The sequence below is a fragment of the Paracoccus sp. 228 genome, from assembly GCF_000967825.1.
Taxonomy (GTDB): domain Bacteria; phylum Pseudomonadota; class Alphaproteobacteria; order Rhodobacterales; family Rhodobacteraceae; genus Paracoccus; species Paracoccus marcusii.
Genome location: NZ_JYGY01000002.1, coordinates 595,387 through 613,499 on the forward strand (window position 1 = coordinate 595,387; position 18,113 = coordinate 613,499).

At 67.4% G+C, this 18,113-nt stretch carries 17 protein-coding genes; 9 read left to right on the forward strand and 8 right to left on the reverse strand.

Annotated features, from left to right (window positions below):
• Window positions 1-9 precede the first annotated feature (9 nt).
• Window positions 10-1,020, reverse strand: coding sequence for a serine hydrolase (locus SY26_RS08230; RefSeq protein WP_046000066.1), 1,011 nt, complete (start codon window positions 1,018-1,020; stop codon window positions 10-12).
• A gap of 100 nt (window positions 1,021-1,120) precedes the next feature.
• Here SY26_RS08230 and SY26_RS08235 point away from each other — a divergent pair, with 100 nt between their 5' ends.
• The gene (locus tag SY26_RS08235; RefSeq protein ID WP_046000067.1) at window positions 1,121-1,855 is read left to right on the forward strand and encodes an SseB family protein; all 735 of its coding nucleotides are present in this window, start codon (window positions 1,121-1,123) and stop codon (window positions 1,853-1,855) included.
• 48 nt (window positions 1,856-1,903) lie between these two features.
• Window positions 1,904-2,608: a phosphatidylcholine/phosphatidylserine synthase gene (locus SY26_RS08240; protein WP_046000068.1), complete on the forward strand. Its 705-nt coding sequence runs from the start codon at window positions 1,904-1,906 to the stop codon at window positions 2,606-2,608.
• On the opposite strand, the gene SY26_RS08245 is transcribed toward SY26_RS08240, so the two are convergent.
• The 4 genes from SY26_RS08245 to SY26_RS08260 form a co-directional block, all read right to left on the reverse strand.
• A complete protein-coding gene (locus SY26_RS08245) occupies window positions 2,605-2,787 on the reverse strand; it encodes a hypothetical protein (protein ID WP_046000069.1) in 183 nt (60 codons plus the stop codon). The genes SY26_RS08240 and SY26_RS08245 overlap by 4 nt on opposite strands.
• Window positions 2,788-2,858: 71 nt before the next feature.
• Window positions 2,859-4,151, reverse strand: coding sequence for an L-fucose:H+ symporter permease (fucP, locus tag SY26_RS08250; protein WP_046000070.1), 1,293 nt, complete (start codon window positions 4,149-4,151; stop codon window positions 2,859-2,861).
• Window positions 4,152-4,263: 112 nt separating this feature from the next.
• Window positions 4,264-5,796 carry a sodium:alanine symporter family protein gene (locus SY26_RS08255; RefSeq protein ID WP_046000071.1) on the reverse strand — a complete coding sequence of 511 codons (1,533 nt, stop codon included), beginning with the start codon at window positions 5,794-5,796 and terminating at the stop codon, window positions 4,264-4,266.
• 26 nt (window positions 5,797-5,822) lie between these two features.
• The gene (locus SY26_RS08260; protein WP_045982732.1) at window positions 5,823-6,257 is read right to left on the reverse strand and encodes a universal stress protein; all 435 of its coding nucleotides are present in this window, start codon (window positions 6,255-6,257) and stop codon (window positions 5,823-5,825) included.
• A gap of 355 nt (window positions 6,258-6,612) precedes the next feature.
• Here SY26_RS08260 and SY26_RS08265 point away from each other — a divergent pair, with 355 nt between their 5' ends.
• The 7 genes from SY26_RS08265 to SY26_RS08295 all read left to right on the forward strand — a co-directional run bounded on the left by SY26_RS08265 (window position 6,613) and on the right by SY26_RS08295 (window position 14,881).
• A complete protein-coding gene (locus SY26_RS08265) occupies window positions 6,613-8,175 on the forward strand; it encodes a 2-isopropylmalate synthase (RefSeq protein ID WP_046000072.1) in 1,563 nt (520 codons plus the stop codon).
• A 185-nt stretch (window positions 8,176-8,360) separates the two neighbouring features.
• The gene (locus tag SY26_RS08270) at window positions 8,361-9,395 is read left to right on the forward strand and encodes a rod shape-determining protein (RefSeq protein WP_045982734.1); all 1,035 of its coding nucleotides are present in this window, start codon (window positions 8,361-8,363) and stop codon (window positions 9,393-9,395) included.
• 23 nt (window positions 9,396-9,418) lie between these two features.
• On the forward strand, window positions 9,419-10,357 hold the full coding sequence (mreC, locus tag SY26_RS08275; RefSeq protein WP_046000073.1) for a rod shape-determining protein MreC: 939 nt from the start codon (window positions 9,419-9,421) through the stop codon (window positions 10,355-10,357).
• Window positions 10,354-10,875 carry a hypothetical protein gene (locus tag SY26_RS08280; RefSeq protein WP_052715196.1) on the forward strand — a complete coding sequence of 174 codons (522 nt, stop codon included), beginning with the start codon at window positions 10,354-10,356 and terminating at the stop codon, window positions 10,873-10,875. Before mreC ends, SY26_RS08280 begins: the two co-directional genes overlap by 4 nt.
• A gap of 10 nt (window positions 10,876-10,885) precedes the next feature.
• Window positions 10,886-12,832 (forward strand): penicillin-binding protein 2, encoded by a 1,947-nt coding sequence (gene mrdA, locus SY26_RS08285; RefSeq protein WP_046000074.1) that lies wholly within the window; start codon window positions 10,886-10,888, stop codon window positions 12,830-12,832.
• Between the two features lie 4 nt (window positions 12,833-12,836).
• A complete protein-coding gene (gene rodA, locus SY26_RS08290; protein ID WP_046000075.1) occupies window positions 12,837-13,976 on the forward strand; it encodes a rod shape-determining protein RodA in 1,140 nt (379 codons plus the stop codon).
• Window positions 13,973-14,881, forward strand: coding sequence for a glyoxylate/hydroxypyruvate reductase A (locus tag SY26_RS08295; protein ID WP_046000076.1), 909 nt, complete (start codon window positions 13,973-13,975; stop codon window positions 14,879-14,881). Before rodA ends, SY26_RS08295 begins: the two co-directional genes overlap by 4 nt.
• Here SY26_RS08295 and SY26_RS08300 read toward each other — a convergent pair.
• Genes SY26_RS08300 through rpoZ form a run of 3 tightly spaced genes read right to left on the reverse strand, consistent with a single transcriptional unit; the run spans window position 14,875 to window position 18,076 of the window.
• A complete protein-coding gene (locus tag SY26_RS08300) occupies window positions 14,875-15,534 on the reverse strand; it encodes a DUF2062 domain-containing protein (RefSeq protein ID WP_052715197.1) in 660 nt (219 codons plus the stop codon). The two genes, SY26_RS08295 and SY26_RS08300, sit on opposite strands and share 7 nt — an antisense overlap.
• A 37-nt stretch (window positions 15,535-15,571) precedes the next feature.
• Window positions 15,572-17,686, reverse strand: a complete 2,115-nt coding sequence (locus SY26_RS08305; protein WP_045982739.1) for a bifunctional (p)ppGpp synthetase/guanosine-3',5'-bis(diphosphate) 3'-pyrophosphohydrolase — start codon at window positions 17,684-17,686, stop codon at window positions 15,572-15,574.
• Between the two features lie 33 nt (window positions 17,687-17,719).
• The gene (gene rpoZ / locus SY26_RS08310; protein WP_042245492.1) at window positions 17,720-18,076 is read right to left on the reverse strand and encodes a DNA-directed RNA polymerase subunit omega; all 357 of its coding nucleotides are present in this window, start codon (window positions 18,074-18,076) and stop codon (window positions 17,720-17,722) included.
• Window positions 18,077-18,113 lie beyond the last annotated feature (37 nt).

The window sequence follows — 18,113 nt, forward strand, 5'->3', positions numbered from 1 at the left end:
TGCGGTCGCCTAGACCGCGCCGGCCAGCTGCTCCGCCAGACGGTGCAGGTCGTCGCGGTGCCCGGTGCGCCCCGACGGCAGGTCCGGGTCCGACGTCATCGCGATGGACAGCGCCGGCTGGCGTCGCGTCGCGGGGAACACATAGACCATCTGCCCGCCATAGCCCCAGCCATAGCGCACGTCCCGCCCGGCCATCCGCCCCAGGAACCAGCCATAGCCGTATCCCTGACCGCTGAAGATGCTGGAGGTGCGGCGCCGCCAGCTTTCGTCGATCCAGGCCGCGGGGACGACCTGTCGCCCGCCCGCCCGACCGCCCCGCGCGTATGTCGCACCGAAGGCCAGCAGCGACCGGGTGCTCATCGCCATCTGGTTGCCGCCCAGATAGATGCCCTGCGGATCGCGGTCCCATCCGGTGATGCGAAATCCGGAAATGGGCGACAGCCAGTCGCGTGCGACGTCCAGCAGCGGGCGGCCGGTGACGCGGGTCAGGATCGCCGCGACCAGATGCGTCGATGCGGTCGAATACTGCATCCGCGTGCCGGGATCCTGGACGAAGGGCGCGGCCAGCGCGCTGCGCACCCAGTTCGGGCTGCTGACCCATCGGCCGTAATTCTGTCCCGACTGGCGTTCCAGCCCGGCCTGCATCGACAGCAGGTTGCCTAGGGTGACACGCGCCAGCCGCGGGTCGGCCGATGCGGGCAGGTCGCTGCGCAGCAGCGGCGCGATGGGCTGATCCGCGCTCTCCAGCAGGCCGCGGCCGATGGCGATGCCCGCCAGCGCCGATACCACCGATTTCGACGCCGACTTGATGTTCGTCGGGCTGTCCGGCGTGAAGCCGTGATAGCCTTGGGCCGCCAGTTCCACCCCCTGTGCGCCGTCGTCCTGCCACAGGGCGATGGCGCGCAGGGGCGGCATCGATCCGGCTTGCGACAGCAGGGGGGCCAGGCTGGCGCGGGCGATGCGGGGGGCTGCCAGCAGGGGCAGGGCGGCGGCGGTCAGGATCAGGGCGCGTCTTTTCATGCGCACAATATGGGGCGGGGGGCCGGGCATGGGCAATCACGCTTGCGTGGGCACGGCGCGGGCTTTACCGCTTGGCCAGCCAATTCGGAAAGGCCCGACCATGAGCGCGCTGGATGATCTTGCCCCCGTCCCGTTCCACGACGCGGATGCGCCGCAGCGGGCGCGGATGCTGTCGCGACTGGCGGATACCGAGCTGACCGTAGCCCTGCTGCGCGAGCCTGTCCATGACCAGGTCGAATTGCAGATCTTCGATCTGGATGGGGCGCGCGTCGCTCTGGCCTGCGATGCCGAGGATCGGCTGGCGGATTTCTTCGGCCATCCCGTGGCTTACGCGGCGCTGCCGGGGCGGGTGCTGGCGGGACTGCTAAACGCAGACGGCGCGGGGTTGCTGGTCAATCCCGGCCACCCGTCCGAGATGCTGCTGGACAGCGGCATGCTGGATTGGCTGACCGGTGCGCTGGACGCCGCCCCTCAGGAGGGCCAGGCCCGGCTGCGCCTGACCGCGCCCGACCCGCAGGTGGCGCAGGCCTTGGCGGATCCGCTGGCCGAACGGCTGGCCGACCTGCGCGGACTGGTCGCAGGCGCGGCGCTGGTCGGCGCGTCGGGGGACGGTGCCGGGCATCTCCTGGTCATCACCGGCGCGCCCGTCGACCGCCAGCCGGCCATCGCCAAGGCCCTGGCCGAGGCGCTGGCGTTCCTTCCCGCCCAGCCCGGCGGCGTCGACATCAGCTTTTCGGACGCGCCGCCCCCGGCCGGTGCACTGCTGTTCGACCTGACGCCCCCCGCGCCCGAGGAACCGGCACCGCGCCCGAAAGGCCCCCCGATCCTGCGCTGACCGGGCAAGTGCGGTTGCGTTGGGGGGTTCAACCTGCGATTAAACCGCATGCAGATGCGTCACAAAGCCCTTTCCGTCCATCTTTTGACCGCCACCGGGGCCGTTCTGGCCATGCTGGCCATGCTGGCCGCCGTGCAGGCGGACTGGGCGCTGATGTTCCTGTGGCTGGTGGTGGCCTTCGTCGTCGACGGCATCGACGGCCCGCTGGCGCGACGTTACGACGTCAAGAAGAACTGGCCCGCCTATGACGGCGTGCTGATGGACCTGATCATCGACTATCTGACCTATGTGTTCATCCCGGCCTTTGCGCTGTTCCAGTCGGGGCTGCTGTCGGGCTGGACGGGCTGGTTCGCGATCATCGTGATCGTGTTCACCAGCGTCGTCTATTTCGCGGACACGCGGATGAAGACGCGGGACAATTCCTTCGCGGGCTTTCCCGGCTGCTGGAACATGGTCATCCTGATCCTGTTCGCGGTCAAGCCGCACTGGACCATCATCCTGCTGATCGTCACGGCGTTGAGCGCCGCGATGTTCACCAACATCAAGTTCATCCACCCCGTCCGGACCAAGCGCTGGCAGGCGATCTCGTTGCCGGTGGCGCTGGCTTGGGTGCTGTTCGCGGGCTGGGCCGCGGTGGTCGACTTCCACCCGGAAAGCTGGGCGAACTGGGGTCTTGTCCTGACCTCGGCCTGGCTGCTGGTGGCCGGTGGCGCGCAGCAGATGATCCCGGTACGTCGCCGCCGCCGCCCTTAGGCCGCGCGCAGCCGTCCGGTCAGCCGCCGCAGCAGCGCACGCAGGGTTCCGCCGTGGCGCGTGGCGTTCAATGCGCCGATCTGATGGGGCAGCAGGAACAGCCCGGCAGTGGGACGCGGCGCACGGCGCGCCATCGCCCGGCCGGCGTCGTCAAGATACAGTCCGTAATAGGCAAGCATGGGGGTGGTCCTTTCGCAGATCCTGACCCCTATGTTGGCGCTATCAGCCCGGCAGGCAACCGCCTGGCTGGTCAATGCTGCGTTGCAGCATCCGCATGGCGGGTCGAGCGCAGGTCGAACAGCCCGAAGGCCGCGACGACCAGGAAGCACAGTCCCGGCACCACATAGGACAGCGCCGCGCCGTGGGAATCCATGACCGCGCCATGGATCAGCGGCACGGTCGCACCGCCCAGGATTGCCATGACCAGACCCGCCGCACCGAACTTGGTGTCATCGCCCAGGCCGTGCAGCGCGATGCCGTAGATGGTGGGAAACATCAGCGACAGGCAGGCCGATACGGCGACCACCGCCCAGACGCCCGCCAGCCCCGGCCCGGTCGCCGCGAACAGGCACAGGCCCGTCCCCGCCACGGCCATCACCGTCAGCAGCGCCGCGGGGCGGATCACGCCCATCACGCCAACCATCACGAAACGGGCGATCAGGAACACGATCAGGCTGGCCTGCAGGTACCATCCGGCCTGTGCCTCGGTTCCGCCGATGGCGGCGATCACGTACTGGATGGTGAAGGTCCAGACGCAGGTCTGGGCAGCCACGTTGAAGAACTGCGCCACCACGCCGAACACGTAATGCCGGTTCGACAGCAGCCGCCGCAGCGTCGGTGCGAACTGAACGCGGGCGGCGTCGGGGGCGATGGATTCGCGGTCGGTCGGGATGCGCAGGAAGGCGATGGCGATCCAGATGACCAGCAGCACGAAGGCCAGCCCGACATAGGGCGTCATGACCGCGGACAGTTCGGCGCGCTGGATCTGCTCCAGCGTCGCGGCGGGCATGGCGGCGCGTTCGGCGTCGGTTGCCGGGTTTAGACGCGGCAGGATCAGCGTCGCGGCCAGGAACACGCCGATGTTCGTGCCGACCGGGTTGAAGGCTTGGGCCAGGTTCAGGCGGCGCGTGGCATTGCCCTCGGGGCCCATCGCGATGACGAAGGGGTTGGCCGAGGTCTCTAGGATCGACAGCCCCCCCGCAAGCAGGAATAGCGCGGCCAGAAAGTACCCGAAGGTCATGGCCTGCGCCGCCGGATAGAACAGGAAGGCGCCCGCCACCGCGCAGCCCAGGCCCGTCAGGATGCCGGTCTTGTAGGAGAAGCGCCGGTTGATGAAGGCCGCGGGCAGGGCCAGCAGGAAATAGGCCCCGTAATAAGCGAACTGGACGAAGGACGCCTGCAGCGTCGACATCGAGAAGATGCGCGAAAAGACCTGGACCAGCGGGTCGGTCATGTTCGCCGCGATCCCCCAGGCCGCGAAGCAGGTCACCAGCAGCGCGAAGGGCAACCGCATTCCGGGATGGACGAAGGGGGGCTTTGGCATCGGGGTTCTCCTGCGCGGACCGGCGCCGTTTGGCACAGATCGTCCGCGCGGACCACCGCGAATGAAAAGGGGGGCGGTTCCCCGCCCCCTGGTCGCGTCGCTGTCGCGGGCGTTATTCGTACTTGCGGATGTCGCCGGATTTCAGGCGGCCCAGATAGCGGTTCATCTCGGCCTTGACGACGGGCATCAGCAGGTACAGCGCGATGATGTTGGGGATCGCCATCGCAAAGATCATCGCGTCCGAGAAGTCGATGACCGGGCCCAGGCTGGCCGAGGCGCCGATGACCACGAACAGGCAGAAGATGATCTTGAAGATCAGCTCCTTGGTCTGGCCCTCTCCGAAGAGGAAGGTCCAGGCCTTCAGCCCGTAATAGCTCCACGAGATCATGGTCGAGAAGGCGAACAGCACCACCGCCAGCACCAGCACATAGCGGAACCAGCCGAACGCGCTGCTGAAGGCATCCGACGTCAGGGCAACGCCCGTGTTGCCGGTCACGGTGCGGATCTGGTCGCCCGCCTCGTTCAGGACGAACATGCCGGTCGTGGGGTCGGCGATCAGCTGCCCGGTGATGATGATCACCAGCGCGGTCATGGTGCAGATGACGACGGTGTCGATGAACGGCTCCAGCAGCGACACGAAACCCTCGGTCACCGGCTCCTTGGTGCGCACGGCGCTGTGGGCGATCGCGGCGGAACCGATGCCGGCCTCGTTCGAGAAGGCGGCCCGGCGGAAGCCCTGGATCAGGGCACCGATGGCCCCGCCCACGACGCCGTCATTGGTGAAGGCGCCCGCGAAGATCTGATAGAACGCCTGGCCGATCATGTCATAGTTCATGGCAATGATGATCAGCGCCGTCCCGACGTAGAGCGCGGCCATGAAGGGCACGATCTTCTCGGTCACGCTGGCGATGGATTTCAGACCGCCGACGATGACCAGGAACACGATGATCGCCATCACCACGCCGGTGATCCAGCCGGGATAGTCGCCCACCACGTTGATCAGCTGGGCATGGGCCTGGTTGGCCTGGAACATGTTCCCGCCGCCAAAGCTGCCCAGGATGCAGAAAATCGCGAACAGCACGGCCAGGATGCGCCCGCCGGGCAGGCCGCGTTCGGCGAATCCCTTGACCATGTAGTACATCGGGCCGCCCGACACGGTGCCGTCCGCATATTCATTGCGGTATTTGACGCCAAGCGTGCATTCGGTGAACTTGGCCGCCATGCCCAGAAGACCCGCCAGGATCATCCAGAACGTGGCGCCCGGCCCGCCGATGCTGACGGCCACCGCGACGCCCGCGATGTTGCCCAGGCCCACGGTGCCCGACAGGGCGGTGGTCAGCGCCTGAAAGTGGCTGACCTCTCCGGCGTCGTTCGGGTCGGAATAGTCGCCCCTGACCAGCGCAATGGCATGGCCGAAGGCGCGCAGCTGGATCACGCCGAAATAGATGGTGAAGGTCGTCGCCGCGATCACCAGCCAGGCGACGATCCAGGGAAAGCTGGTGCCGGGAAAGTTGGAAAAGATCAGGCTGACGAACCAGCCCGTGGAATTGGCAAAGACCTGGTTCACGGTCTCGTCGATGCCCTGGGCCGCGGCGGGGCCTGCGGCCAGTGCCGCGAGGGCCGCGGCTGTGATGCGTGTTCTCATTGCTCTTGTCCCTGTTGGTTGGCCGGTCACGGCACGATGACCACGGGCACCGGCGCGACCTGCGCCAGCGTCGCCGCGACCGATCCGAAGATGCGCGAGGCAAAGCCCGAATCGCCCATCCGGCCGATGAAGATCATCGCCGCGCCCTCATCCTTGGCGATGCGGCACAGCGTTTCGGCGATGTGGCCGTATCGCAGCGTGGTCGCGCAGGGGATGCCCGCGTCCTCGACCCGCTTGACCATGGGGGTCAGGATGGCGGCTTCGGCGCGCTGCAGCTCCTCCTTGCGGCGGCGGTGTCGTTCCTCGACCTCGCTTGGCGTCAGGAAGCTGTAGGGCGACCATTCCAGAACATGCGCGATCAGGATGTGGTCGCCCTGCGCCTGCGCGCGCGAGATGGCAAAGTCCAAGGCGCGGATCGAGGCATCGCTGCCGTCGAAACCGACGACGATCTTGCGTGACATTCGTTGCCCTCATCTGTTGGTTGTCGTTTTTCGTTGTCGTGATCAAAGGATAGGCAGGCTTGACGGGCGGGGCCAGACATAAATGTGTCGCTACAATGGCAAAGGTCGGAACTGCCTTGCGGACGGGCGGTGTCGATCAGGGGTTTTCAAGATGCGCGCGGGGGGGCATATTCGCGGCCATGACCCGGATGCGCCACATCGCCACCGCCCGCACCGCGCCCCACGGCGCGCGTCTGGCCGTGCAGCTTCGCGGTCTGCTGCTTCTTACGCTGCGCTGAGCGGGTCTTCCGGGCCGCCGCTCAGACAGGTCAGCGCCCGGGAAACCCCACAGGACCACGTAAGAAGGACCAAGCCAATGACCGAACAGAACCGCGTCGTGATCTTTGACACCACGCTGCGCGACGGCGAACAGTCGCCCGGCGCCACCATGTCCCATGCCGAAAAGATGGAAATCGCCGCCATGCTGGACGAGATGGGCGTGGACGTGATCGAGGCGGGCTTTCCCATCGCCTCGGAAGGCGATTTCGCCGCCGTGTCCGAGATCGCGAAACAGTCCAGGAACAGCGTGATCTGCGGCTTGGCCCGCGCCCAGCTGCCCGATATCGACCGCTGCTGGGAGGCCGTGAAGCATGCCCGCCAGCCGAGGATCCACACCTTCATCGGCACCTCGCCGCTGCATCGGGCGATCCCGAACCTGGACATGGACCAGATGGCGGACCGCATCCACCAGACGGTGACCCATGCGCGCAACCTGTGCGACAACGTGCAATGGTCGCCCATGGACGCCACCCGGACCGAGCATGATTACCTGTGCCGGGTGGTGGAGATCGCCATCAAGGCCGGCGCCACCACGATCAACATCCCCGATACGGTGGGCTATACCGCGCCGCGCGAAAGCGCCGCCCTGATCGCAATGCTGCTGGAGCGCGTGCCCGGCGCGGACCAGATCATCTTTGCCACGCATTGCCACAACGACCTGGGCATGGCGACCGCCAACGCCCTGGCCGCGGTCGAGGCCGGTGCCCGCCAGATCGAATGCACGATCAACGGTCTTGGCGAACGCGCCGGCAACACCGCGCTGGAGGAGGTGGTGATGGCGATGCGGGTCCGCAACGACATCATGCCGTTCCGCACGGGCATCGACACGACCAAGATCATGGGCATCTCGCGTCGCGTGGCGGCCGTGTCGGGCTTTCCGGTGCAGTTCAACAAGGCCATCGTCGGCAAGAACGCCTTCCTGCACGAATCTGGCATCCACCAGGACGGCGTGCTGAAGAACGTCGAGACCTTCGAGATCATGCGCCCTGCCGATATTGGCCTGACCGAGAACAACATCGCCATGGGCAAGCATTCGGGCCGCGCCGCACTGCGCGCCAAGCTGGCCGATCTGGGATACGAGGTCGGGGACAACCAGCTGAAGGACATCTTCGTGCGGTTCAAGGCCTTGGCCGACCGCAAGAAGGAGGTCTATGACGACGACATCGTGGCCCTGGTCCTGGACGCTGCCGCCAACACGGCCGAGGATCACCTGCAGGTCAAGCACCTGCGCGTCGTCTGCGGCAGCGACGGCCAGTCCGCCGCCCTGACCATGATCGTGGACGGGGTCGAGAAGCGGGCCGAGACGACCGGCGACGGGCCGGTCGATGCGTGCTTCAATGCGGTGCGGGAAATCTTTCCGCACGACGCGCGGCTGCAGCTGTACCAGGTCCATGCCGTGACAGAGGGCACCGATGCGCAGGCCACCGTCAGCGTCCGCATGGAGGAGGAGGGCCGCATCGTCACCGGCCAGGCCGCCGATACGGACACGATCCTGGCCTCGGTCAAGGCCTATGTGGGGGCGCTGAACCGGTTGATCCTGCGCCGCGCCATGACCGGCCGCGACACTGACGCCAAGCAGATCAGCATGTATTCGCACTGACGCGCGCGGGGGGCATCGTGTCCCCCCGGCACCACCCCGGCGAGAAATGCCGCTGTCGGCCCAATGCGCGCATCGGGGCTTTTCCGGTGCGGCGCACGGCTCTATACGGGGCCACGTCCGTCAGGGCGATCACGCACCATCAAAACAGGGCAGGCCGGGCCAACCGGCGGGAAAAGGATACGGGCATGGCATTCGGCGGTTTGTTTTCGACCGACATCGCAATCGACCTGGGGACGGCGAACACGCTGATCTATGTCAAGGGCAAGGGCATCATCCTGAACGAGCCCTCGGTCGTGGCCTATCACGTCAAGGACGGCAAGCGCGTCGTCCTGGCGGTCGGAGAGGACGCCAAGCTGATGCTGGGCCGCACCCCCGGCTCGATCGAGGCCATCCGCCCGATGCGCGAGGGCGTCATCGCCGATTTCGACAGCGCCGAGCAGATGATCAAGCATTTCATCAAGAAGGTGTTCAAGCGCACGACCTTCTCCAAGCCCAAGATCATCGTCTGCGTCCCGCACGGCGCGACCCCGGTCGAGAAACGCGCCATCCGCCAGTCGGTCCTGTCCGCGGGCGCGCGCAAGGCGGGCCTGATCGCCGAACCGATCGCGGCGGCCATCGGCGCGGGCATGCCCATCACCGAACCCACCGGCAGCATGGTCGTGGACATCGGTGGCGGCACGACCGAGGTCGCGGTCCTGTCCCTGGGCGACGTGGTCTATGCGCGCTCGGTGCGCATCGGCGGCGACCGCATGGACGAGGCGATCATCAACTATCTGCGCCGCAACCAGAACATGCTGATCGGGGAATCGACCGCCGAACGCATCAAGACCAGCATCGGCACCGCCCGCATGCCCGATGACGGGCGCGGGGCGACCCTGATGGTGCGCGGCCGCGACCTGCTGAACGGCATCCCCAAGGAGATCGAGATCAGCCAGGCCATGGTCGCCGAGGCGCTGTCCGAGCCCGTCCAGGCCATCTGCGAGGCCGTGATGGTCGCGCTGGAGGCGACGCCCCCGGATCTGGCCGCCGACATCGTCGACCGCGGCGTGATGCTGACCGGCGGCGGCGCCATGCTGGGCGAGCTGGACCTGGCGCTGCGCGAGCAGACCGGCCTGTCGATCAGCCTGGCCGACCAGCCGATGAGCTGCGTGGCCCTGGGCACCGGCAAGGCGCTGGAGTTCGAAAAGCAGCTGCGTCACGTCATCGACTACGACAGCTGATCGCGCAGGCAGGGAGCGCCTGAATGGCGCAGAAGAGCACCGATTTCGCCACACCCGTGCGCCGCGTCCTGATCGCGGTGCTGGCGCTTGCGCTGCTGGCGGTGTTCCTGTTCTGGCGCATCGACAGCCCGCGGGCCGAGATGATGCGCACGGCGATGATCGACCGCATCGTGCCGCGGTTCGAATGGGCCGTGGCCCCGGTGACCAAGGTCACCCAGATGGTCGCGGGCTTTCAAAGCTATGTGCGCATTTATGAGCAGAACCAGGAATTGCGCCGCGAATTGCAGCGCATGTCCGCCTGGCGCGAGGCCGCCGTCCAGCTGGAGCAGGAGAACTCCAAGCTGATGGCGCAGAACAACGTCCGCATCGACCCGGCCCTGACCAGCGTCACGGGCGTGGTGATGGTCGATAGCGGTTCGGCCTTCCGCCAGTCAGTGCTGCTGAACGTCGGCGCCCAGGACGGCATCATCGAGGGATGGGCCACAATGGACGGGCTGGGGCTGGTCGGGCGCATTTCCGGCGTCGGGAACCGGACCAGCCGCGTCGTACTGTTGACGGACCCGTCGTCGCGGTTGCCGGTGACGGTCCAGCCGACCGGCGAACGGGCGCTGCTGACGGGCGACAATACGCCGCTGCCGCTGCTGGAATTCGTCGAGCAGGCCGACAACGTCCGTCCCGGCGACCGGGTCGTGACCTCGGGCGACGGGGGCGTCTTTCCCGCCGGGGTGCTGGTGGGCCAGGTCGCGCAGGGCAGCGACGGGCGGCTGCGCCTGCGCATGGCGGCCGATTACGAACGCCTGGAGTTCCTGCGCGTGCTGCGGTCGCATCCGGCCGAGGCGGTGGTCGACAGCGCCGCCATCATCCTGGGCCAGGACAGCGGGCTGATCGGGCCGCAGCTGCCGGTCTCTCCGGTCGACGCGGCGGCGGCCAGCGATCCGCTGGACCCGGGTTCCACGCCATGATCCAGCTGCCCAGCCGCAGCTTCGTCGTGGGAACGCTGGTGTTTCTGGCCTCGGTCTGGGCGCTGCTGTTCGTGCGGCTGCTGCCCCTGTCGGCGGGCATCATGGGCTGGCCCGGTCCCGACCTGGCGCTGGCGCTGATCCTGGCCTGGGTGCTGCGCCGCCCCGACCAGCTGGCCGCGCCGGTCATCGTGCTGGCCATCCTGGTCGAGGACGTGCTGCTGATGCGCCCCCTGGGCCTGTGGACCGCGATCGTGCTGCTGGGGTCCGAGGCCGCACGTCTGCGAGAGCCCCGTTGGCGCGATCAGCCATTCATGGTTGAATGGTTTCGCGTGGGCGTGCTGATCGGGCTGATGATGCTGGGCTATCGCCTGGTGCAGGTCGTGTTCGTGCTGGAGGTGCCGGCCCTGGGGCAGGTGATCCTGCAGTTCCTGGCGACGGTGGCGGCCTATCCGCTGGTCGTCTTCGGGGCACGCTGGCTGATCGGGCTGCGCCGCCTTGGCCGCGGCGATCCGACATGAGGACAAGGACATGAAGAAGTCCCAACGCGAGATCCTGGACAGCTCCCGTCAGATCACCCGGCGCGGGCTGATGCTGGCCGGCATCCAGGTGGCCACCGTCACCACGCTGGCGCTGAAGATGCGGTCGATGCAGCTGGACCATGCCGAGGAATACCGCACTCTGGCGGACGGCAACTCGATCAAGATCCGGCTGCTGCCGCCGTCGCGCGGGCTGATCCTGGACCGCAACGGGATCATCATCGCGGGGAACGAACAGAACTATCGCGTCACCCTGACGCGCGAGGAGGCGGGCGGCGACGTCCAGGCCGTGCTGCGCCGCCTGTCGCGGCTGGTGCCCATGACCGACGCCCGCATGACCGAGCTGATGGACGAGTTTTCCCGCCGCAGCGCCATCACCCCCATCGTGCTGGCCGACCGCCTGACCTGGGAGCAGTTCAGCGCCATCGCGGTCAACGCCCCGTCGCTGCCCGGCGTCACGCCCGAATCGGCGCTGTCGCGCGCCTATCCGCGGGCGGGCGATTTCGCGCATGTCATGGGCTATGTCGGCCCCGTCAGCGATTACGACCTGTCGCGGATCGAGGACCCTGACCCGGTCCTGCTGCTGCCGGACTTTCAGCTGGGCAAGATCGGGGTCGAGGGCCGCATGGAGGAGATCCTGCGCGGCAAGGCGGGCGCCCGCCGCGTCGAGGTCAACGCCCAGGGCCGCGAGATGCGCCAGCTGTCGCGCCAGCAGGGCGAACAGGGGGCCACGCTGCAGCTGACGCTGGATGCCGCCTTGCAGAACTATGCCGCGCAGCGGATGGGCACCGAAAGCGCCGCCGCCGTCATCACCGACTGCCAGACCGGAGAGTTGCTGACGATCTGTTCGTCGCCCAGCTTCGATCCCAACAAGTTCGTGCGCGGCATCAGCAGCCCCGAATACCGCGCGCTGATGGATCACGACCACCGCCCCCTGGCCGACAAGACGGTGCAGGGCGTCTATCCGCCCGGATCGACCTTCAAGATGGTCACGCTGATGGCCGGGTTGGAGGCCGGGGTGATCGACGCGGGCACCCGGTTCTATTGTCCGGGCCACACCGAACTGGGCGGCCGGCGGTTCCACTGCTGGCGGCGCGGCGGGCATGGCACCGTCGATGCGATCAAGAGCCTCGAGGAAAGCTGCGACGTCTACTACTACGAACTGGCGCAGCGGGTGGGCATCGACCGGATCGCGATCATGGCGCGCAAGCTTGGCCTGGGCCAGCGCCACGACCTGCCCATGTCGGCGGTGGCCGAAGGGATCGCCCCCAACCGCGAATGGAAGATGGCCCGCCACGGCCAGGCCTGGCAGATCGGCGACAGCCTGAACGCCTCGATCGGGCAGGGCTTCGTGCTGGCGTCGCCGCTGCAGCTGGCGGTGATGACCGCCCGCATCGCGTCGGGCCGCGAGGTTCGGCCCCAGCTGATCCGGTCCGTCGACGGCGTGCGGCAGGCGCCGCCCGAATACCCGCCGCTGGACATCAGCCCGGAATCGCTGCGCGTCGCGCGGCTTGGCATGGACGCGGTGATGAACAGCGCCCGCGGCACCGCCCGCGGCGCCCGCATCACCCGCGAGGAATGGCGCATGGCCGGCAAGACCGGCACCAGCCAGGTCCGCAACATCACCGCCGCCGAACGCGCCCGCGGCGTCATCTCGAACGATCAGCTGCCCTGGGCGCGGCGCGACCATGCGCTGTTCGTGGCCTATGCCCCCTATGACGCGCCGAAATACGCGATCTCGGTGGTGGTCGAACATGGCGGCGGCGGATCGGCCGTGGCCGCGCCCATTGCGCGCGACATCCTGCTGTTCGCCCTGAACGGCGGGCTGCCGCCCCTGGACGCCGTGCCCTCGGATCAGCGGGCCGCGCTGGAGGAGCGTCACAACGCCATGCACCTTTACCAGCCCGAGGCCCCGCGCCCCGGCCGCAGCAGGGCGTAAGGCGATGTCCTATCTCGACTATCAGGTGGCGCAGGTTCCGACGGGGTTCCGCAAGGTCCTGTACATCAACTGGCCGCTGGTCCTGCTGATCACCGCCGTGTGCTGCATCGGGTTCCTGATGCTGTATTCGGTCGCGGGCGGCCGCATGGACACCTGGGCGGAACCGCAGATGATCCGGTTTGCCGTGGGCATGGTGATCATGCTGGGGCTGGCCTTCGTGCCCATGTGGTTCTGGCGCGGCATCTCTGTCGCGGCCTATGTGACGTGCTTCCTGATGCTGGTCGCGGTCGACCTGTTCGGGGTCATCGGCATGGGCGCGCAGCGATGGATCGACATCGGCCCGATCCGAATCCAGCCGTCCGAACTGATGAAGATCGCGCTGGTCCTGCTGCTCGCGGCCTACTACGACTGGCTGCCGTTGAACCGCGTGTCGCGTCCCTTGTGGGTGATCGTGCCGGTGGTGCTGATCCTGGCGCCGACCGCGCTGGTCCTGATGCAGCCGGATCTTGGCACGTCGATCATGCTGATCGCGGGGGGCGGGATCGTGATGTTCGCGGCGGGTGTGTCGCTGTGGTATTTCGGGGCGGTGATCGGAGCCGCGGTGGGCCTGGTCGTGGCCGTCATGCGCAGCCGCGGAACAGACTGGCAGCTGCTTCGTGACTATCAGTTCCGCCGGATCGACACCTTCCTGGACCCGACCTCCGATCCGTTGGGGGCTGGCTACAACATCATCCAGAGCCAGATCGCGCTTGGTTCGGGCGGGTTGTCGGGGCGCGGCTTCATGCAGGGCACGCAGTCGCGGCTGAACTTCCTGCCCGAAAAGCACACCGACTTCATCTTCACCGTCCTGTCCGAGGAGTTCGGCTTTATCGGCGCGTCCTCGCTTTTGGTGCTGTACATGCTGATCCTGGGCTTCTGCCTGTATTCCGCACTCAGCAACCGCGACCGCTTTGCCAGTCTGATCACCATCGGCATCAGCGCGACCTTCTTTCTGTACTTTTCGATCAACATGGCGACGGTGATGGGCCTGCTGCCCGCCAAGGGGTCGCCGCTGCCGCTGGTCAGCTATGGGGGGACGTCGCTGATGATCCTGATGCTGGGATTTGGTCTGGTGCAATCCGCCCATGTCCACAGGCCCCGATGAGGGTCCGGTTCTCTGCCCGCGACGATGCGTGGTCCGAATGGGCACCGGCCCTGCGCGCGGCCTGTCCCGAGATGCATCTGGACCGCGACGGCGATCCGGCCACGTTCGATGCGATCATCTATGCCCCGGGCGGCGACATCACCGATTTCGCGCCCTACGCCAATGTCCGGCTGGTGCAGAGCCTGTGGGCCGGGGTCGAACGCATCGTGGGCAACGCCACGCTGACCCAGCCCTTGGCGCGGATGGTCGATCCTGGATTGCGCCAGGGGATGGCGGAATATTGCGCCGGATGGGCCATGCGCGCCCATCTGGGCATGGACCGCTATGCCCAGGACGGCATCTGGCGCAATGGGCAGATCCCGCCGCTGGCTGCCGAACGCCCGGTGACCGTCCTGGGCATGGGCGAACTGGGACAAGCCGCCGCCGCCATGCTGACCGGCCTGGGCTTTCCGGTCACCGGGGTCAGCGCCTCGGGGCGGGCGGTGCCGGGGGTTTCGGTGCTGCCCATCGCGCAGCTGGACCAGGCCCTGGCCCGCGCGCAGATCCTGGTCTGCCTGCTGCCCGACACGCCCGCCACCCGCGGGCTGCTGGATGCGGACCACCTGTCGCGCCTGCCTGACGGCGCCTGGCTGATCAATCCGGGACGCGGCACGCTGATCGATGACGAGGCGCTGTTGCAGGGGCTGGACCGGGGGCGGCCGGGGCACGCGGTGCTGGACGTGTTCCGCACCGAACCGTTGCCCCAGGACCACCCGTTCTGGGCCCATCCCGCGGTCACCGTCACGCCCCATATCGCCGCCGAGACCCGCCCTGCGACCGCCGCCCCCGTCGTCGCCCAGAACCTGCGTCGCGCGATGGCGGGACGGCGGCTGCTGCATCTGGTGGACCGCGACCGCGGTTACTGACCCGGACCGCCCCTGGCCCGATCCGCCTTCAGCTGTGCCGCGCGGGCCGAGGCGCGGGCGATGCGCTCTGCCATCTTCTTCTCGCGGCGGCGCTGATAGGCGATGAAGATCGGGACGGTCAGGTAATGCGTGATGACCCCCGCGATGGACCCCAGGATGACGCCGCCGACCATGTAGGGCCAGAATACCTGCGCCAGAAAGTCGCTGAGGTTGTACCAGTGCATCTCGGACGGGCCGAACAGGGCGCTGAGGTTGTGCCACAGCTCTCCGGTGGCCTTCGAGAATTCGTGGAAGATGAACTGGGGCGTCAGCTCGCCCTCTTGGCCCAGGATCTCGCGGCCCAGCTTGACCGACATCAGCGCGATGAAGGGCAGGGTCACCGGATTGCCCACGAAGGTCGCCAACAGCGCAGCCAGCACGTTGCCGCGGATGATCCAGGCCACCGCTGCCGCCGACAGGAAGTGGAACCCGAACAGCGGCGTGAAATTCACCATGATCCCCGCCGCGACCCCGCGCGCGATGCGATGCGGCTGGTCGGGCAGGCGGCGCAGCCTGTGGGCCACATAGGCGCTGGCCCGCCGCCAGCCGCCCGGCGGATAGATCATCTGGCTGGCCAGTTGGCCGTAGCTGCGCGGTTTGCGGCGTTTGAACAAGGCGAACCCGATCCGTGACGGGCAGGGGGCGCCTGCCTCAGGGTTTCAGCGCCGGGTCCCGCACGCGCGAGACCTGCGCGACATCGCTTTCCGCCTCGAGGGCGGTCAGCAGGTTGTGCAGATGTTCATGGTCGCGCAGCTCGACCTCGACCTCGATGCGATAGAAGTCGGGCTTGCGGGCGATGAACTCCAGGTTCGAGATATTCGCCCCCTGCGCCCCGATCAAGGTGCAGATGCGTCCCAGCACGCCGGCGTCGTGGCGGATCGTCAAATTGAGCACGGTCGAATAGGCGGCGGGGTGGCGCCCCTCGCGCCATTGCAGGTCGACCCACCGGTCGGGGCTGTCCTCGAACTCGGCCAGCACGGGGCAGTCAATGGCGTGGATGACCACGCCGGCGCCGCGATAGGTGATGCCCACGATCCGCTCGCCGGGCAGGGGGGCGCAGCAGGGCGCGCGCTTGAAGTTCGCGTCGGCCTCCAGCCCCGCGAAGGGGCGCTTGCCGTCGATCTCGTCCTGGTGGTCGGCCAGTTCCGGATAGAGGACGCCCAGGACCTCCTTGGCGGAGTTCTCGGCGCTGCCGATGCGGGCCAGCAGATCCTCGGCCGAGGGCAGACCCATCTGCTTGGCCGCCGTCCGCAGCGCCTTGTCGGTGACCTTGCGGCCCACATGCTCGAAGCTGACGCGCACCAGTTCGCGCCCCAGGCGCATGAAGCGGTCGCGATCCTCCTCGCGCAAGCTGCGCCGGATCGCGGCCTTGGCGCGGCCGGTGACCACGATGTCCAGCCAGGTCGCCTGCGGGCGCTGCCCCGAGGCAGAGATGATGTCGACCGACTGGCCGTTCTTCAGCCGCGTCCACAGGGGCACGCGGATGCCGTCGATCTTGGCGCCCACGCAGGAATTGCCCAACCGTGTATGGATCGCATAGGCGAAATCGATCGGCGTCGCGCCCCGCGGCAGCTGCATCACGTCGCCCTTGGGGGTGAAGCAGAACACCTGGTCCTGGTACATCTCCATCTTGACGTGTTCCAGGAACTCGTTGTGGTCCTCGGTGTCGAACCGGTCGGTCAGCTGGGCGATCCATTCGGCCGGATCGACCGCAAAGGGGTTCCGGGTGCGCACGCCGTCGCGATAGGCCCAATGCGCCGCGACGCCGGCCTCGGCGACCTCGTGCATCTGGCGCGTGCGGATCTGCACCTCGACCCGCTTGCCGTCGCGACCCGATACCGTGGTGTGGATCGAGCGGTAGCCGTTCGATTTCGGCTGGCTGATGTAATCCTTGAACCGCCCCGGAACCGCGCGCCAGCGATGGTGAATCACGCCAAGCGCGCGATAGCAGTCCATCTCGGTCCGCGTGATGATCCGAAAGCCGTAGATGTCGGACAGGCGCGAAAAGGCCAGCTGCTTTTCCTGCATCTTGCGCCAGACGCTGAAGGGCTTCTTGGCGCGGCCGAACACGTCGGCCTCGATGCCTTCCTTCTCCATCTCGGTGCGGATGTCGGCGGTGATCTGGCCGATGATGTCGCCGCTGTCGCGCTGCAGACTGACAAAGCGGCGGATGATCGAACTGCGCGCCTCGGGATTGATGACCTTGAAGGCCAGGTCCTCCAGCTCCTCGCGCATCCACTGCATGCCCATCCGGCCCGCCAGGGGGGCATAGATGTCCATCGTCTCGCGCGCCTTCTTGACCTGCTTGTCGGGACGCATGGACCGGATGGTGCGCATGTTGTGCAGCCGGTCGGCCAGCTTGACCAGGATCACCCGCATGTCGCGGGACATGGCCATGAACAGCTTGCGAAAGTTCTCGGCCTGCTTGGACTGGGTGCTGGACAGTTCCAGGTTGGTCAGCTTGGTGACCCCGTCGACCAGTTCGGCGATTTCCGCGCCGAACATGCCGACGACCTCGTCCTTGGTCGATCGCGTGTCCTCGATCGTGTCGTGCAGCAGCGCGGTCACGATGGTCGCGTCGTCCAGGCGCATCTCGGTCAGGATGGCGGCGACGGCGATGGGATGGGTGAAGTACGGCTCGCCGGAATGGCGGAACTGGCCCTCGTGCATGCGCATGCCGTATTCATAGGCATCGCGGATCAAGGTGCAGTTGCTGCGCGGGTTGTAGTTGCGGACAAGGGCCAGCAGGTCTTCGACGTCGATCATGATGGTGTCGAAGACCTCTGCAGTGTGACCGTGTCAGGCGCGCTGATTGGCTTCCAGCATCATGCGCAGCATCCGTTCCTCGGATTCCTCGTCGGACGGCTTGGGGCGATCGACCTCGGCGCCCAGCAGCAGGGCCATGGCGTCCTCCTCGGGCTCGTCGACCTCGATCTGGGTCTGGGTCGATTCGATCATCCGCTCGCGCAGATCGTCGACGGGCTGGGTCTCTTCGGCGATTTCGCGCAGGGCGACCACCGGGTTCTTGTCGTTGTCGCGATCGACGGTGGGGGCGCTGCCAGCCGCGATCTCTCGGGCGCGATGCGAGGCGAGCATCACCAGATCAAAGCGGTTGGGAACCTTGTCGACGCAGTCTTCGACCGTTACGCGGGCCATGGATCACCTGTGCAGTTGCGAATCGGACATTCGGGGC

Coding starts and splice junctions, on each gene's coding strand:
- SY26_RS08230 (WP_046000066.1), bottom strand. CDS start 1,020: ATGAAAAGACGCGCCCTGATCCTGACCGCCGCCGCCCTGCCCCTGCTG.
- SY26_RS08235 (WP_046000067.1), top strand. CDS start 1,121: ATGAGCGCGCTGGATGATCTTGCCCCCGTCCCGTTCCACGACGCGGAT.
- SY26_RS08240 (WP_046000068.1), top strand. CDS start 1,904: ATGCAGATGCGTCACAAAGCCCTTTCCGTCCATCTTTTGACCGCCACC.
- SY26_RS08245 (WP_046000069.1), bottom strand. CDS start 2,787: ATGCTTGCCTATTACGGACTGTATCTTGACGACGCCGGCCGGGCGATG.
- fucP (WP_046000070.1), bottom strand. CDS start 4,151: ATGCCAAAGCCCCCCTTCGTCCATCCCGGAATGCGGTTGCCCTTCGCG.
- SY26_RS08255 (WP_046000071.1), bottom strand. CDS start 5,796: ATGAGAACACGCATCACAGCCGCGGCCCTCGCGGCACTGGCCGCAGGC.
- SY26_RS08260 (WP_045982732.1), bottom strand. CDS start 6,257: ATGTCACGCAAGATCGTCGTCGGTTTCGACGGCAGCGATGCCTCGATC.
- SY26_RS08265 (WP_046000072.1), top strand. CDS start 6,613: ATGACCGAACAGAACCGCGTCGTGATCTTTGACACCACGCTGCGCGAC.
- SY26_RS08270 (WP_045982734.1), top strand. CDS start 8,361: ATGGCATTCGGCGGTTTGTTTTCGACCGACATCGCAATCGACCTGGGG.
- mreC (WP_046000073.1), top strand. CDS start 9,419: ATGGCGCAGAAGAGCACCGATTTCGCCACACCCGTGCGCCGCGTCCTG.
- SY26_RS08280 (WP_052715196.1), top strand. CDS start 10,354: ATGATCCAGCTGCCCAGCCGCAGCTTCGTCGTGGGAACGCTGGTGTTT.
- mrdA (WP_046000074.1), top strand. CDS start 10,886: ATGAAGAAGTCCCAACGCGAGATCCTGGACAGCTCCCGTCAGATCACC.
- rodA (WP_046000075.1), top strand. CDS start 12,837: ATGTCCTATCTCGACTATCAGGTGGCGCAGGTTCCGACGGGGTTCCGC.
- SY26_RS08295 (WP_046000076.1), top strand. CDS start 13,973: ATGAGGGTCCGGTTCTCTGCCCGCGACGATGCGTGGTCCGAATGGGCA.
- SY26_RS08305 (WP_045982739.1), bottom strand. CDS start 17,686: ATGATCGACGTCGAAGACCTGCTGGCCCTTGTCCGCAACTACAACCCG.
- rpoZ (WP_042245492.1), bottom strand. CDS start 18,076: ATGGCCCGCGTAACGGTCGAAGACTGCGTCGACAAGGTTCCCAACCGC.